15 protein-coding genes are annotated in these 14,666 nt (G+C 67.1%); 4 read left to right on the forward strand and 11 right to left on the reverse strand.

Annotation, left to right across the window (positions count from 1 at the left end; translation table 11 throughout):
* Position 1: 1 nt before the first annotated feature.
* Positions 2 to 892, reverse strand: coding sequence for a mycobacterial-type methylenetetrahydrofolate reductase (locus tag ACZYW1_RS20200; RefSeq protein ID WP_463788245.1), 891 nt, complete (start codon positions 890 to 892; stop codon positions 2 to 4).
* 288 nt (positions 893 to 1,180) lie between these two features.
* On the opposite strand from ACZYW1_RS20200, the gene idsA2 reads away from it, so the two are divergent.
* Together idsA2 and ACZYW1_RS20210 are read left to right on the forward strand one after the other, a co-directional pair.
* Complete coding sequence (idsA2, locus tag ACZYW1_RS20205) at positions 1,181 to 2,230, forward strand: bifunctional (2E,6E)-farnesyl/geranyl diphosphate synthase (protein ID WP_463788246.1); 1,050 nt, start codon at positions 1,181 to 1,183, stop codon at positions 2,228 to 2,230.
* Between the two features lie 5 nt (positions 2,231 to 2,235).
* Positions 2,236 to 3,753, forward strand: a complete 1,518-nt coding sequence (locus ACZYW1_RS20210) for an alpha-(1->6)-mannopyranosyltransferase A (protein WP_463788247.1) — start codon at positions 2,236 to 2,238, stop codon at positions 3,751 to 3,753.
* Here the strand turns inward: ACZYW1_RS20210 and ACZYW1_RS20215 are convergent.
* Positions 3,747 to 4,151, reverse strand: coding sequence for an Rv2175c family DNA-binding protein (locus tag ACZYW1_RS20215; RefSeq protein WP_463788248.1), 405 nt, complete (start codon positions 4,149 to 4,151; stop codon positions 3,747 to 3,749). The two genes, ACZYW1_RS20210 and ACZYW1_RS20215, sit on opposite strands and share 7 nt — an antisense overlap.
* 131 nt (positions 4,152 to 4,282) lie before the next feature.
* Between ACZYW1_RS20215 and ACZYW1_RS20220 the strand changes: the two genes are divergently transcribed.
* Positions 4,283 to 5,464, forward strand: coding sequence for a protein kinase domain-containing protein (locus ACZYW1_RS20220; RefSeq protein WP_463788812.1), 1,182 nt, complete (start codon positions 4,283 to 4,285; stop codon positions 5,462 to 5,464).
* A gap of 57 nt (positions 5,465 to 5,521) precedes the next feature.
* Here ACZYW1_RS20220 and ACZYW1_RS20225 read toward each other — a convergent pair whose 3' ends face one another.
* The 4 genes from ACZYW1_RS20225 to ACZYW1_RS20240 all read right to left on the reverse strand — a co-directional run bounded on the left by ACZYW1_RS20225 (position 5,522) and on the right by ACZYW1_RS20240 (position 9,676).
* Positions 5,522 to 6,772 (reverse strand): HNH endonuclease signature motif containing protein, encoded by a 1,251-nt coding sequence (locus ACZYW1_RS20225; protein WP_463788249.1) that lies wholly within the window; start codon positions 6,770 to 6,772, stop codon positions 5,522 to 5,524.
* 32 nt (positions 6,773 to 6,804) lie between these two features.
* The gene (locus tag ACZYW1_RS20230) at positions 6,805 to 8,193 is read right to left on the reverse strand and encodes a class II 3-deoxy-7-phosphoheptulonate synthase (protein ID WP_463788250.1); all 1,389 of its coding nucleotides are present in this window, start codon (positions 8,191 to 8,193) and stop codon (positions 6,805 to 6,807) included.
* A 92-nt stretch (positions 8,194 to 8,285) separates the two neighbouring features.
* Entirely contained in the window at positions 8,286 to 8,789 is a 504-nt protein-coding gene (locus ACZYW1_RS20235) for a polyadenylate-specific 3'-exoribonuclease AS (protein WP_463788251.1), read from the reverse strand.
* A gap of 5 nt (positions 8,790 to 8,794) precedes the next feature.
* Positions 8,795 to 9,676 (reverse strand): hypothetical protein, encoded by an 882-nt coding sequence (locus tag ACZYW1_RS20240; protein WP_463788252.1) that lies wholly within the window; start codon positions 9,674 to 9,676, stop codon positions 8,795 to 8,797.
* An 83-nt stretch (positions 9,677 to 9,759) separates the two neighbouring features.
* On the opposite strand from ACZYW1_RS20240, the gene ACZYW1_RS20245 reads away from it, so the two are divergent.
* Entirely contained in the window at positions 9,760 to 11,079 is a 1,320-nt protein-coding gene (locus ACZYW1_RS20245) for a glycosyltransferase 87 family protein (RefSeq protein ID WP_463788253.1), read from the forward strand.
* Positions 11,080 to 11,095: 16 nt separating this feature from the next.
* Here ACZYW1_RS20245 and ACZYW1_RS20250 read toward each other — a convergent pair whose 3' ends face one another.
* The 5 genes from ACZYW1_RS20250 to ACZYW1_RS20270 form a co-directional block, all read right to left on the reverse strand.
* Positions 11,096 to 11,827, reverse strand: coding sequence for a lysophospholipid acyltransferase family protein (locus tag ACZYW1_RS20250; RefSeq protein ID WP_463788254.1), 732 nt, complete (start codon positions 11,825 to 11,827; stop codon positions 11,096 to 11,098).
* A 133-nt stretch (positions 11,828 to 11,960) separates the two neighbouring features.
* Positions 11,961 to 12,347 (reverse strand): hypothetical protein, encoded by a 387-nt coding sequence (locus ACZYW1_RS20255; RefSeq protein ID WP_463788255.1) that lies wholly within the window; start codon positions 12,345 to 12,347, stop codon positions 11,961 to 11,963.
* Positions 12,335 to 13,588: an ArsA family ATPase gene (locus ACZYW1_RS20260; protein ID WP_463788813.1), complete on the reverse strand. Its 1,254-nt coding sequence runs from the start codon at positions 13,586 to 13,588 to the stop codon at positions 12,335 to 12,337. The genes ACZYW1_RS20255 and ACZYW1_RS20260 overlap by 13 nt, the downstream gene beginning before the upstream one ends.
* Positions 13,581 to 14,018 (reverse strand): SRPBCC family protein, encoded by a 438-nt coding sequence (locus ACZYW1_RS20265; RefSeq protein ID WP_463788256.1) that lies wholly within the window; start codon positions 14,016 to 14,018, stop codon positions 13,581 to 13,583. Before ACZYW1_RS20265 ends, ACZYW1_RS20260 begins: the two co-directional genes overlap by 8 nt.
* Positions 14,019 to 14,129: 111 nt before the next feature.
* On the reverse strand, positions 14,130 to 14,528 hold the full coding sequence (locus ACZYW1_RS20270) for a polyketide cyclase / dehydrase and lipid transport (protein WP_463788257.1): 399 nt from the start codon (positions 14,526 to 14,528) through the stop codon (positions 14,130 to 14,132).
* Positions 14,529 to 14,666: the final 138 nt, after the last annotated feature.

Consider the following 14,666-nt stretch of genomic DNA (forward strand, 5'->3'; position numbering starts at 1 on the left):
GTCAGGTCGTCGGCGACCAGTAATCCAGCATCTCGGCGAACGTGTCGAAGGCCGGCGAGGAGTTGCCGTAGGTCGCCTCGAGATGGATGCTCAGCGGATATCCCAGGTCGACGACACCGTCGATGACCCGCTTGTAGAGGTCGAGAATCAGCTTGCGGCGCTGCACCGGTTCGGTGTTGGCCAGGGTCGTGACGAACGCCTGCTCCTCGGCGACCGCGGCGTTGCCCGGGTCCTGGATCAGCCAGTTGATGAAGCCGATCTTCTCTTCGAGCTTCGGCACGAACCCGAATCCCAGCAGGATCTCCGGCCGGTGATCGGTTTCCTTAGCGAAGTCGGTCAAAAAGCCCACGATCGCATCGGAGTAGAGCAGCTGGGTCTGCGCGAAGGTGGCGCCCTGGTTGCACTTGAAGTTCAGCCGGCCGATCTCGCCGTCGCGGGTGGGAATCAGGATGACGCCCCGGTTGTGCACCAGCTCCTGATAGATCGACAGGGCATCGGTGGGCGCGACGCCGGATCCTTCGCCGTCGGCCATCGTGCGTGGCACACCGACGAACACGATGCCGTCGATGCCGGCTCCGACGAGCTGTCCGAGCCGTTGACGCAGGACGTCCTCATCCATGAAAGCGGTGACCTGGCTGCACAATCCGCGCACACCGGGCAGTTCAGGCTTAATGGTCGACCAGAAGTCCAGCACGTCCAGCTTGGGCTTCATCTCGATCGGGCGGTCGTCGTCCTCCTCGATCAGGCCGGGCATCATCACGTGCCCGATCCGTCCTTCGATCCCGGTTTTCGCCGCCAGCTGCACCACCTTGTGCGCATCCTCGAGAGCCTGCTCGCTACCGCGATCGACGTTCGGCGGCACCAGCTCGAGCGCGATGGTGTTCAAAGTCAACGAGCTGCTCCTCATTCAACGACTAGTTCCCCCGCCGCAGCGCACAGCTGCTGCGAACCCACGTCGGCCGGCATGCGGCGCTGGCCAGGCGGCCTTCGCCACGCATCACGACAGCATAGTGAGGCCACCGCGGCAGTTACCCGGCGACGGTCGGTCGCACCGCCGGGCGGGTCCGGGGCGGGCAAAACCCGCTGGACAATGCCGCGCCGAATAGACTTGGCGAGCCATGATTGCCAGTAACCCGGAAGGGGTGTCGCGCTGAGCGCAGGAGCCACGGCAACCGTTGAGTTGGCCGACGCCGTCACCGACCAGCTGCGCAGGTATCTGCGCGGCCGCCGGGGCGAAGCGGCCCACATCGGCAGCGACTACGACGCGCTGACCGCGAGCCTGGAGGATTTCGTGCTCGGCGGCGGCAAGCGGCTGCGGCCGGTGTTCGCCTACTGGGGTTGGCGGGCGGTGTCGAGCGTGGACGCCGACGAGCAGGCACTGCTGTTGTTCGCCGCGCTGGAACTGCTGCACGCCTCGGCGCTGATCCACGACGACGTCATCGACTGCTCCGCGACTCGGCGCGGGCGTCCGACCACCCACATCCAGTACGCCTCGCTGCACCGCGATCGCGGATGGCGCGGACCGGCCGATCAGTTCGGCATCTCGGCGGCGATCCTGCTCGGTGATCTCGCGCTGGCGTGGGCCGACGACATCGTCGCCGGCGCCGATCTGCCCCCCGATGCCTGCAAGCGGGTGCGCCGGGTGTGGGCGGACATCCGTACCGAGGTGCTTGGGGGCCAGTACCTCGACATCGTGTCCGAGGCCAGCGCCGCGGAGTCGATCGCCTCGGCGATGGCGGTCAACACCTACAAGACCGCGTCCTACACCGTGGCGCGCCCGTTGCAGCTGGGCGCCGCCGCGGCGGCGGATCGCCCGGACGTGCAGGCGCTCTTCCACGAGGTCGGCAATCAACTGGGCGTGGCCTTTCAGTTGCGCGACGACGTGCTGGGGGTTTTCGGCGATCCGGCGGTGACCGGTAAACCGTCCGGAGACGACCTGCGCTCCGGCAAGCGCACCGTGCTGCTGGCCACCGCGCTGGAGTTGGCCGATGCGTCAGACACCGCCGCCGCGAGCCGATTACGGTCATCCGTCGGTACAGACTTGAGCGATCGTCAGGCCCGGGAATTGAGCGCTGTGATCGAGGGGGTCGGTGCGCTGGCCGCCGTGGAGGACCGGATCGCCACGCTGACCCGGCAAGCGCTGGAGGTGGTGGCCGACGCCCCGATTCACGACGCCGCCAAGACCGGCCTCGCCGAACTCGCCACACTGGCCAGCAACCGGTCCGCCTGACGCCCATGGCCACCCCGACACCCGTCTCCGACACCTCGACTATCGGTGCGTCCCAACTGCTCTCACGACTGCGCCGATTCGCTCACACCCCCGACGGCCGCCCGGCGCTGCTCGGATGCCTGGGCGCCGCGCTGATCACCATCGGCGGCCTCGGGGCCGGCAGCACCAAGCAGCACGATCCGCTGCTGGAGACGTTGCACCTGTCCTGGCTGCGCTACGGCCACGGCCTGGTGCTGTCCTCGATCCTGCTCTGGATCGGTGTGGCGCTGATGCTGAGCGCGTGGCTGTGGCTGGGCAGGCGCGTACTCGCCGGAGCCGCAGACCAATTCGCCATGGTGGCCACCACCGGCTTCTGGCTGGCTCCACTGTTGCTCTCGGTGCCGGTGTTCAGCCGGGACACCTATTCGTATCTGGCGCAAGGGGCGCTGCTGCGGGACGGCCTGGATCCCTACGCGGTCGGGCCTATCGACAACCCGAATCCCCTGCTGGACAACGTCAGCCCGATTTGGACGATCACCACCGCCCCCTATGGACCGGCGTTCATCATGATCGCCCGGCTGGTGACGATGCTGGTCGGCAACCACGTGATCGTCGGGACGATGCTGCTGCGGTTGTGCATGCTGCCCGGCTTGGCGTTGTTGCTGTGGGCGACACCACGTATCGCACGCCACGTCGGTGCGAATGCGTCCATCGCGCTGTGGGTGTGCGCGCTGAATCCATTGGTGATCATCCATTTGATGGGTGGCGTGCACAACGAGATGCTGATGGTGGGCCTGATGGCCGCCGGCATCGCGCTGACCCTCGAGCGACGCGATTCCGCCGGGATCGCGGTGGTGGCCGTGGGTACGGCGGTCAAGGCCACTGCGGGACTGGCGCTGCCGTTCCTGGTCTGGGTGTGGATGCGTCATCTGCGTGAACGGCGCGGATATCCACCGCTGCGGGCCTTTTCGGTGGCAGCGGGGACGTCGGTGGCCATCTTCGTCGCGGTGTTCGCGGTGCTGTCCGGCGTGGCGGGCGTGGGGCTGGGCTGGCTCACAGCGCTGGCTGGGTCGGTGAAGATCATCAACTGGCTGAGCATTCCGACGGCGACGGCGAATGTGATCCACGCTGTCGGCGGGCTGCTTTTCTCGGTGAATTTCTATGGGGTGCTGCAGGTTACCCGCGCGGTGGGGATCGGGATCATCGCGATCGCGCTGCCACTGTTGTGGTGGCGGTTCCGTCACGACGACCGGCAGGCCATCGCCGGCATCGCATGGGCCATGCTGGTCGTGGTGTTGTTCGCGCCGGCCGCCCTGCCGTGGTACTACTCGTGGCCGCTGGCGGTGCTGGCGCCCCTCGCCCAGTCGCGACAAGCGGTGGCGGCAGTCGCGGCCTTCTCCACCTGGATCATGGTGATCTTCAAACCCGATGGGGCACATGGGATGTACTCGTGGCCGCACGTTCTCCTGGCGACCGGTGTGGCCGTGTTCGCGTGGCGCACGCTGATGCGGCCGGAGTCACCCGTCCGGGCGGTCGATCAGTAGGCCATCGCCTGGGCGCGGCGCAACACCTCGCGGGCCTGATGCGAGTGCAGCGCGTCGACCGGCCGCGCGTTGGTCAGCGCGTCACGCGAGCCGTCCCGCCGCACCGTCAGCGACGGGTCGGGGGTGAACAGCCACCGCACGATCTCGGTGTCGCGGTATCCGCCGTCGCGCAGGACCACCAGCAGCCCCGGCAGGCTTTTGACCACTTCCCCGGCGCTGGTGAAAAAAATCTGTGGCACCACCACGTCACCCGCACGGCGCACCGCGACCAGGTGGCCTTCCTTGAGATGCTGCTGCACCTTGGTCACCGACACCCCGAGCAAGTCAGCGACAACCCGGAGATCGTAGGTCGGTTCATCGGGGTCGATCACATCGTCCCCGGCCGGAATCCTGCTCACCGGACCAGTGTACGACCGCTCCCGTCCCGAGTTCGGGCTCGCGACGAGTTCGGTTTCGGCGTCCGGAGCGGGCTGCCGCCTACGATGGGCGCGTGGCTGCAGCGGCAGGTGAAGACTCCCTCGAGGGCGCATTGCTGGACGGGCGCTATCGCGTCGCGACCAAGATCGCCACCGGCGGCACCTCGACGGTGTACCGCGGCGTCGACACCCGACTGGACCGTCCGGTCGCGCTCAAGGTGATGGACGCCCGCTATGCCGGCGACCAGCAATTCCTGACCCGCCTCCAACTCGAGGCCCGCAGCGTTGCGCGACTGAAGGATCCCGGCCTGGTCTCGGTCTACGACCAAGGCCTCGATGCTCGCCACCCGTTCTTGGTGATGGAATTGGTCGAAGGCGGCACCTTGCGCGAACTACTCGCCGAGCGCGGTCCGATGCCACCGCACGCCGTCGCCGCGGTACTGCGTCCGGTGCTCGGCGGCCTGGCCGCCGCACATCGGGCCGGCCTGGTGCATCGCGACGTCAAACCCGAGAACGTGTTGATTTCCGATGATGGCGAGGTGAAGATTGTCGACTTCGGCCTGGTGCGCGCCGTCGCGGAAGCCGGAATCACCTCCACCAGCGTCATTCTCGGCACCGCGGCCTACCTTTCGCCGGAGCAGGTCAAGGAGGGCCACGCCAGCCCGCGCAGCGATGTCTACAGCGCCGGGATCGTTGCCTACGAGTTGTTGACCGGGCAGACACCGTTCACCGGTGACACGGCGCTGTCGGTGGCATATCAGCGTCTGGACACCGATGTGCCGGCACCGAGCAGCGTGATCGGCGGAGTCCCTGCGCAATTCGACGAGCTGGTCGAGCGCGCGACCACCCGCGACCCGGCCGGGCGTTACGCCGACGCCCAGGACATGGGCGCGGAGCTGGCCGCGATCGTCGATGAGTTGCAGCTCCCCGATTTTCGGGTGCCCTCACCGCGCAACTCGGCGCAACATCGCTCCGCCGCCGAACACCGCAGTCAGGTCACCACCGACCAGAACCGCACCGCGGACCTGCGTCAGCCATCCCCATCACGTCCGCCGGTGCACCAGCCGACCCGCCAGCTGACCCGGGATCCCCGGGAAATGGCACCCGAGCACGATGACGGCGAAAACCTGGACATCGCAGGGCAATTCGCCGGTATCGACCTGATCGAGTTCGCGTTCGAACGTCAGCACGCCCGCCGGATGATGCTGATCTGGATCGCGATCGTGCTGTCGATCACCGGCATGGTGGCGGCCGGGGCGTGGACGCTCGGCAGCAACATCGGCGGACTGCTCTAGTCGGGCAAGTCTTAACCAACCCGGCCCGTCTTGGTTTGTGCCTGAACCTATTTGGTTCTAGTTGTTGGTTGGTGGCGCTTGGGGTTGGTATGGGTCGTACCACCACCAGTCGGTGCGTTCGCCGGTCGGCCCTGGGCACGGTGGGACCGCGGGCGGAGGCGTTGTCGGTGGGCGCGCTAGTGAGTTTGAGGTCAGTGGTTGTCCGTCGCTGTCGGTGACGGTGAGCTGATCTGCGGGCCCGGTGATGGTGAGGCCGCCGCGGTGATGTAGCCGGTGGTGATACGGGCACAGCAGGACCAGGTTGGCCAGCTCGGTGGGGCCGCCGTCTTCCCAGTGCCGCAGGTGATGGGCGTGCAGACCGCGGGTGGCCCCACAGCCCGGGACCGCGCAGCAGCGGTGGCGGTGTTCCAGAGCGCGGCGCAGCCGCCGGCTGATCGTGCGCGTGGTGCGACCTGCGCCGATCGGCTCACCGCCGCGTCGAAACCACACTTCGCAGGTGGCGTCACAGCTGAGGTAGCGGCGGTCAGCGTCGGTGAGTGCGGGACCCAGATGCAGTGCGGCCAGACGCTGCTGCACCTCGACGTGCATCACGACCGTCGTGTGCTGCCCGTGGGGCCGGCGGGCGGCTTCGGCATCCCAGCCGGCGTCCACCAGGCGCAGGAGGGCATCAGCGGTGTCGGGGAACGGTGGCGCGACGTCTGCGGCGGACGCGCTGGGGCCGTGATCCTGCTTCCACTCAGCGACCATCGCATCCAGGTGCGACTGCAGTGCCGCGTCGAACTTCGCCGCGTCCAGCAGCGGCAAGGTGATCCGCCAACAGCTGGACGTCTCGCCGGAGGTTTTGGCGATCGAGCGCCGCGGTCCAGGGAGCGGGTCGGGCTCGGGTCGCGGTTCCAGCTTGACCGCGGTGCGCAGCTGGTTAACCGTCGCAACGGAGGCCAGCTCGGCGTAATGCTCATCAAAACCCTCACCGGCGCCCGCGGCGATCACTCCGACCTGGTCCAGCGATAACCGCCCCTCCCGCATTCCCGCCGCGCAGCGCGGAAACTCCTCCAACCGGCCCGCGACCGTGGTGATGGTGTGCGCGTTGCCCGACGACGAGCCCAACTTCCAAGCCACCAACGCTGCCACCGACCACGCACCCGTAGCCCCACAGAGCTCATCGCGATCCATCTCGGCGACGATCTCCACAATCCGACCGTCAATCGCATTGCGCTGACCAGAAAGCTCCGCCAACTCCTCGAACAACACCTCAAGACGAGGGGCAGGACTCACCACATCGGCGCCGGCAGATGGGAACGATGACATACAACGATCATCCCAGCCGGGTCCGACACGTTTTAGTCGCGCAGCATCTCCGCGACCAGGAACGCCAGCTCCAGCGACTGCTGGGTGTTCAGTCGCGGGTCGCACGCCGTCTCGTAGCGCCCACTGAGGTCGGTGTCCGAAATATCCTGCGCCCCACCGAGACACTCGGTGACGTTCTCGCCGGTGATCTCGACGTGGATGCCACCGGGGTAGGTGCCCAGCGCCCGGTGCACCTCGAAGAAGCCCTGCACCTCGTCGACGATCCGGTCGAAGTGCCGCGTCTTGTATCCGGTGGACGACTCGTGGGTGTTGCCGTGCATCGGGTCGCACTGCCAGATCACCTGATGCCCTGTCGCCTGGACCTTTTCGATGATCGGCGGCAGCAGTTCGCGGACCTTGTTGTTGCCCATCCGGCTGACCAGCGTCAGGCGGCCCGGCTTGTTGTGCGGGTCGAGACGCTCGACGTACTCGACCACCTGGTCCGGTGTGGTCGACGGCCCGATCTTGACGCCGATCGGGTTGGCGATCACCTCGGCGAACGCGATGTGCGCGCCGTCGAGTTGACGGGTCCGGTCGCCGATCCACAGGTAGTGCGCCGACAGGTCGTACAGCTCGGGCTCGCCGTCCTCCGGGTCGGACAGCCGCAGCATGGCCCGCTCGTAGTCGAGCACCAAAGCCTCATGGCTGGAGTAGATTTCGGCGGTCTGCAGGTTACTGTCGGCCACCCCGCACGCGCTCATGAATTTCAGGCCGCGGTCGATCTCAGACGCCAGTGCCTCGTAGCGAGCGCCGGCCGGCGAGGTCCGGACGAATTCGCGGTTCCAGTCGTGCACCTGGTGCAGCGACGCCAGGCCGGACGACGTCAGCGCGCGCACCAGGTTCATCGCGGCGCCGGCGTTGGCGTAGGCGCGCACCAGCCGCGACGGGTCGTGCTCGCGCACCGCGGCGTCGGGGGCGAATCCATTGACCATGTCGCCGCGGTAGGACCGCAGGCCGAGGGCGTCGGTGTCAGCGGATCGCGGCTTGGCGTACTGCCCGGCGATGCGGGCCACCTTGAGCACCGGCATGCTGGCGCCGTAGGTCAGCACGACGGCCATTTGCAGCAGGGTGCGGATGTTGCCCCTGATGTGCGGCTCGGTGTTGTCGACGAACGTCTCGGCGCAGTCGCCGCCCTGCAGCAGGAATGCCTCACCGCGGGCGACCTGGGCCAGCATCTCCTGCAGCCGCAGGACCTCCGACGGCACCGTCACCGGCGGGACGCTCTCGAGAACCGTTCGCCACGGCTCGACCTGCTCGCGCGTCCAGCTCGGCTGCTGCGCGGCGGGTTTGGCCAGCGCGGCGTCCAGGCGGGCGCGCAGCTCCTCCGGCAGTGGAGGCAGCGCGGGGAGCTGCTCGATGGGAAGGTCGACGGTCGAGTTCACCAGTCCATGGTAACCGGGTATTTCCGGCGCTCGCACACCCCGCTAGCAGGCCCGACAGGCCTGTTGAGCATCGATCTGATGTGGCCGACTTCTCAGCGCGCGACCGCGCCGTCCGCGTCGCCGGCCGTGATCACCTGGTAGCGCGTCAGCTGGTCGCGAGCGTCCACCAGGGCGTCGTGCACGTTGGCCGAGCGGCGCGGCATTTTCGGGCTGCCGCGCTCCTCCCAGAGCTGTCGTAACTCGTGGGTGAATCGCGGAATGGGCGGTGGGAGATGGGTCATCGGCCCCCACAACTGGCACAGCGCGACGTGGTCGTATGCGCCGACCCAGGCCCACAATTCGATCGGCTCGGGCCCGTCCACGTCGAAGAACGTCTCGAGGTCGGCGCGGATCTGTGCGCGTGAACGCCACAGCTTCGAGGCCGGCGACGGCAGCTTGGGCAACACGTTGGCGCGCACCCAGCTACCTGCTCGGTCCGGGTTGAATTCGGTTGAGATGCCGTAGTATTCGCGTCCGTCTTCGGCGACCACCCCGATCGAGATCAGCTCGATGGTGTACCCGTCGTCGATGAATTCGGTGTCGTAGAAATATCGCAAGCCGGCTACCCCACACCGAGCCCGTTGGCGAGCACGCTCGGCACCTGATCCGGCGGCGGAGCGGGATGCACTTCGCGGTCGAGCTGTGCGTCGACCAGGCGGGGCGACGGTAGCCGCGGCGTGCCGGCGACGGCGTACTGCAACCACAGCTTGGCCCGCACCACCGGACGGCGCAGCTGGCGTTCGCGCTGCAGCGCGCGGCTCATCTTGTTCAACCTGCGCATGTAGACGTAGCGGGCCCACGGAGCCTGCGGCCGGGACAACCGAATCGCCCCGATCAGCAGCAGCGGGACGAAGAACATGCCGATCAGCCCGGTCCACACTTTGCCCTTGAGCATGACCAGCGTCGCCAGTGGCAGCGTCAGCGCCATCGCGAACACCAGCGCGGCGCGTAGCACGGTGGAATGAGTGGTGTCCCGCCAGAGACTGAGGAAGAACATCAGCGGATGCAGGCCCAGCACCAGCAGCCCGCCCACCGCGATCGCGGCGAAGACGGCGTCGACCGAGGTTCGGCCGTCTTCCTCCCAGTAGACGTCGGACACGTGCAGAATCAACGCGTACTCGTCGAGCACGAGCGCGGCACCGATACCGAAAACGATTGCCACGGCGGTGAATTGCGGCTCGGTTCCGTTGACCGACATGGTCACCAGGGTCACACCCGAGATCATCACCAGCACGACGCCGATCACCACGTGGTGGATGTGCTTGGAGCCGATGTGGATGTTGCGCGGTTCCCACCATTGCGGCGGCCGACCGATGCTCTTGCGTCGGCGGATCACCCGGACGAACGTTCGCGTCACGAAGAAGGTGAGGATGAAAGCGATCAGGCAGCACAACAGCGGCAGCCGGCCGCGGCCGATGATGTCGTGCTGGAGCCAGTAGAGCACCTTAGAAAAGCTACGCGCATCTTGCCAGGATGGCCGTCCGCGACACCGAATGAGGCGCACGCACCGATAGGCTGTTCACCGACATGACTAGATGGCGCTTGCCCGAAGCGGGCAGTTCGCGTGGGCAGGTCGCCACAGCACAGCCCGCCAGCTGGCGAAATGCCTGCTGGGTGGTGCTGCAGTTGGCGGCACTGGCCGCGCTGGGCTACGCCGGATGGCGAGTGCTCGGGAGCACGGTCTACCGCATCGACATCGACGTGTACCGGATGGGTGGGCAAGCCTGGCTGGACGGGCACCCGCTGTACAGCCACGACGTCAAGTTCCACACCCCGATCGGGCTGAATCTGCCGTTCACCTATCCCCCGCTGGCCGCCGTGATGTTCGCGCCGTTCGCCTGGCTGGGGATGCCGGCCGCCAGCGTGACGATCACGCTGATCACGCTGGTGCTGCTGCTGGTCTCGACGATGATTGTGCTGACCCGGCTGGACGTCTGGGCCGAATCCCGGGTGGTGCCGGGCCCGGCGTGGCTGCGCCGGTGGTGGCTGACCGCGCTGGTGGTGTCCTTCGCGACGCTGCACTGGGAACCCATCGCGGCGAACTTCGCCTTCGGGCAGATCAACGTCGTGCTGATGACGCTGGTGATCGCCGAGTGCGTGCCGCGCCGCACGACGTGGCCCCGCGGAGTGCTGCTCGGACTGGGTATCGCGCTCAAGCTCACACCCGCGGTGTTCCTGCTGTATTTCGTGCTGCGTCGTGACCGGCGCGCCGTGCTGACGTCGCTGGCCTCGGTGGTCGCCGCGATTGCGGCGGGGTTCGCGTTGGCCTGGCAGGACTCGTGGGAGTACTGGACCCACACCGTGCGCAACACCGACCGGATCGGGTCGGCCAGCTTGAACACCAACCAGAACATCGCCGGAACACTGGCCCGGCTCGGCCTGGACGACCATCAGCGGTTCTTGCCGTGGGTGGCAGCCTGCTTCCTGGTGTTGGCGCTGACGGTGTGGGCCGCGCGCCGGGCGCTGCGGGCCGACGAGCCGGTGCTGGCGGTGATCTGCATCGCGCTGTTCGGGTTGGCGGTGTCGCCGGTGTCCTGGTCGCACCACTGGGTGTGGATGCTGCCCGCGGTGCTGGTGACGGCCACGCTGGCGTGGCGGCAGCGCAGTGTCGCGCTGGGCCTGGTGAGCGCTGCCGGGGTGGCCGTGATGATGTGGACGCCGATCGACCTGATGCCCAAGCACCACGAGGTCACCGCATCATGGTGGCGACAGTTGGTCGGTGCGTCCTACCTGTGGTGGGCGCTGGCGACCATCGTGGTGGCCGGTGTCACCGCTGCCGTGCGGGTAATCGCCACGGATTCGCCGCGGCCGTCGGTCGTGACCACGCCGGTGTCGGCGGTCAGCTGATACCGAGGTTGGTTCGCTACCCGGCTGCCGTCTCAGGAATCCGAGACGGCGGTACTTTTCCCGCCGGCGGCGGACTGTCGTTGTTCTTCAGGGTCGCGGCGTAGATGTCGACGTACTCCTGGTCGGAGAGTCCCATCAGCTCGTAGATCACCTCGTCGATGACGGCTCGTTCGATGAAGCGGTTGCCGGCCAGACCCTCGAACCGGGAGAAGTCCATCGGCTTGCCGAACCGGACGGTGACCTTGCCGAATCGCAGCATGGAGGTGCCGGGCGGGTTCACCTTGTTGGTACCGATCATCGCGACCGGAATCACCGGGACACCGGTCTCCAGGGCGAGGCGTGCCAGTCCGGTCTTGCCCTTGTAGAGCCGTCCGTCGGGCGAGCGGGTGCCTTCGGGGTACATGCCGAGCAACTTGCCCTGATCCAGAACCCGCTTGGCGGTGTCGAGGGCGGCCTGGGCGGCATCGGCGCTGCTCCGGTCGATCGGCACCTGGCCGACGGCGGTGAAGAACCACCGGCTCAACCAGCCCTTGAAGCCGGTTCCGGTGAAGTATTCCGATTTGGCCAGGAACGTGATCCGCCGGCGCACCACCAGCGGCAGATAGAAGCTGTCCATCACCGCCAGGTGATTGCTGGCCAGAATGGCCGGGCCGGATTGCGGGACGTGTTCGAGGCCTTCGATTTTCGGCCGACCCAGCAACGCGAGCAACGGGCCGAGGAAGATGTACTTCAAAAGCCAGTACGCCATGAGGCTCCCTTCTCAGCCGCGCCAACAGTGTTTCGCCAAGAGTACCGACCGAGTGTGTGTGCGACCACATGACATGGGTGACTCGCCAACACCGCGACACCGGGAAGACCGATGTGGTAGGCGGCCAGCGCGATCACTCCTCGACGGTGACGACGATCGGTTGGTAGCGGCTCGTCGGCGCCGGCACCTCGGGTGCGTGCTCCGGCCCTGCTCCGTTCGGTGAGCCGTCCGGCGGTGGTGGCGTCGGCTGACCGGCCGGCTCGACGATGGCGCGGATCACCGCCAGCAATGCCACGCTGTGCTCGGCGATGACGGTCACCAGGGGATGCTCGTCGCCGCTGACCACGGCGGCCAGCGCACACACCGGGCACCAGACCTGCTGGCAGGCACCGGTACCGGCGCCGTTTCCGCCGGCGCGTGCGGCCGCCACCCGAATCGCGGGGTCGAGCTGGTCGAGGATCTTCTGGGCGAGTCTGCGGAGTTCCGGTCCGATGTCGGAGTGCGTGGTCACTTCGGCCACACCTCCGGATCAGGTTGAAAACGCACCGTCAGTTCGCCTCCGCGAAGATGCGCGTCGACAACCGTGCACCGTCGTAAGACCGACGCCAGGCGCACTCTGCGTCGCATCCCACCGGCGCCGACGATCAGGTCGTCACCCACCCGGCCCAAGGTGAGGGCGCCGGACTCGATCTGCGGCAACTCTAGCCGTAATCGGTAGATCGACTGCAGTCCGGATCCTGATTCCAGATCGACCACCGGGCGCAGCGGGCCTGGTGGCGCCGACCCGTCCCGGCGACGCGCGCTGTCCAGCAGTTCAGCCAGGGCCTTGACCCCGATCGGTTCACCGGCCAGATGCGGCGTGAGCACCAGGGCCACGTCGCCGATCGCGGTGCCGAGTTCATCCAGGACGGTCCGCTGCTCGCTGATTCGCTCCGAGTACCAGTCGAAAGCCGGATGCGCCGGCAGATTTCGGTATTCGTACGAATCGTCTTGCATCAGAATTTGGTTGACGATCAATTCTTCGACCCGCACGCCCATCAGGGCCAGCGAACCGAGGGTCCGCAGCGCTTCGGCCGCCACCACGCGCTCGGCCGTCAGCACCAGATGTGCGCCCACTCGCGTCCCGTCGGTCAGCAGCGCGCTGAGCTTCTCGACGTGGGAGCTGATGCGCTCCAACAGTTCCACCACCGCGATGGAACGCGGATCGTCGGAGCCGGCCGACAACCTGCGGTGACGTGGCCACGCGCGCTCGACGTACAGCGCGAAGGTGGCGGGCAGCGTCAACATCCGCAGCGCGTCTGCGGTCGATGCGCAATCCACCACCAGGTGGTCCCACTGCCCGCAGCCGGCGAGCTCGCCCACCTCGGACAGACCGAGCACTTCCTGAACGCCCGGCAGTGCCGAAAGTTCCTCGGGCGCAATATCTTCCAGTTCGGACTCGGGAAAGCGACCGCCCAACGTCTCGGCGACGGCGTGCCATCGGGTCTCGAGCAGCGCCAAAGTGTCCAGCGCCAGTGTGTCGAGTGAGCCGGTCTCGAGATCGGCCATCACCCGCACCGTGTCGCGATTGCCGTTCGGCGTGACCGTCACACCGAGCACGTCGCCCAGCGAGTGCGCCTGGTCGGTGGAGACCAGCAGCACACGCTGGCCCGCGCGCGCTTCATGCACGGCCGTTGCAGCCGCCAAGGTGGACTTTCCTACCCCACCCTTGCCGACGAAAAGACTGATGCGGGCGAGGGCGGGCGCTGCCGACTCACTCAGCCTCTACTCGTTTCTTCAGATCCTTCAGTGCGGTGTCGGTCAACCTGCGTTCGGCCTTGCGCTTGAGCAAACCGATCATGGGAATCGCCAGATCGACCGTGAGTTCGTAGGTCACTTCGGTGCCGGAACCCTTGGGCGCCAACCGATATACGCCGTCGAGGGACTTCAGCAGTGAGCTGGACACCAGCGACCAGCTGACCGACTTGCGGTCTTTGGGCCACTTGTAGGACAACACCAGGGTGTCTTTGAGCACGCTGGTGTCGAGCACCAGCCGGGCCACCTTAGGGTTGCCGGCCGGGTCGGATTCCAGGACGTCGGCCTCTTTGTATTCCGACACCCAGGTGGGATAAGAGCTGATGTCGGCGATCACGTCCATGACCGTGCCCGGGTCCGCGTCGATATAAATCGTCTGGGCCGTCTTTTCCGCCACCTGGTCGCTTCCTTCTCCGCGCTGCGCGGGTTGAGCACTCCTGCCCGCCGGTATCCACATGGTCAGCGGCCGTAGCCTGCGCCCACTGCAGAAACGGTACTCCCGACGGACTCAGGGCTGGCCGAGCACCGGAGAAACCCCGACCGGGCGGGAGCTCTCCAGCGTCGTCTTCACTTCGAAAGCCATTTTCTTGCCCGCGACCCGGCGGCGATGCGTCAGTTTCGCGAAGTTCTGCTTGGCCAGCCGCGCGGGCGCCATTCCGTTCGGCTCGGCGTGCAGAAAATAGTGCAACAACGCACCACCCAGCATCGGTTCGAGCCAGATCTCCATGGTACCGGTCAGCGGGCCGGCCACTTTCCACCGAACACCCTGCGGGCCGCGGTCTTCGGTGACCTCCAGCCGCAGGTCGGGCCACCATCGCCGCCAGTTGGAGGGATCACCCACGGCCGCACCGATGCGCGCCGGATCAGCGGCGACATAGGTCTCGTCGGCAATCTGAACGCTGTGCACGGGCACTAGCTTCACATACGGCTGTCCCGGCCCCGTATCACCGTCGGGAAACGTCCGGTCCGCCGCGGGCACCCGGTGAGCCGCGCGGTCGGACTAGGCTGGCTGTCGCTTATTCGCAGGAAATCACTGAAGCGAGGT

It is taken from the genome of Mycobacterium sp. IDUB_36 (assembly GCF_055419225.1).

Coding starts and splice junctions, on each gene's coding strand:
- ACZYW1_RS20225 (WP_463788249.1), bottom strand. CDS start 6,772: ATGTCATCGTTCCCATCTGCCGGCGCCGATGTGGTGAGTCCTGCCCCT.
- ACZYW1_RS20210 (WP_463788247.1), top strand. CDS start 2,236: ATGGCCACCCCGACACCCGTCTCCGACACCTCGACTATCGGTGCGTCC.
- ACZYW1_RS20250 (WP_463788254.1), bottom strand. CDS start 11,827: ATGGCGTACTGGCTTTTGAAGTACATCTTCCTCGGCCCGTTGCTCGCG.
- ACZYW1_RS20245 (WP_463788253.1), top strand. CDS start 9,760: ATGACTAGATGGCGCTTGCCCGAAGCGGGCAGTTCGCGTGGGCAGGTC.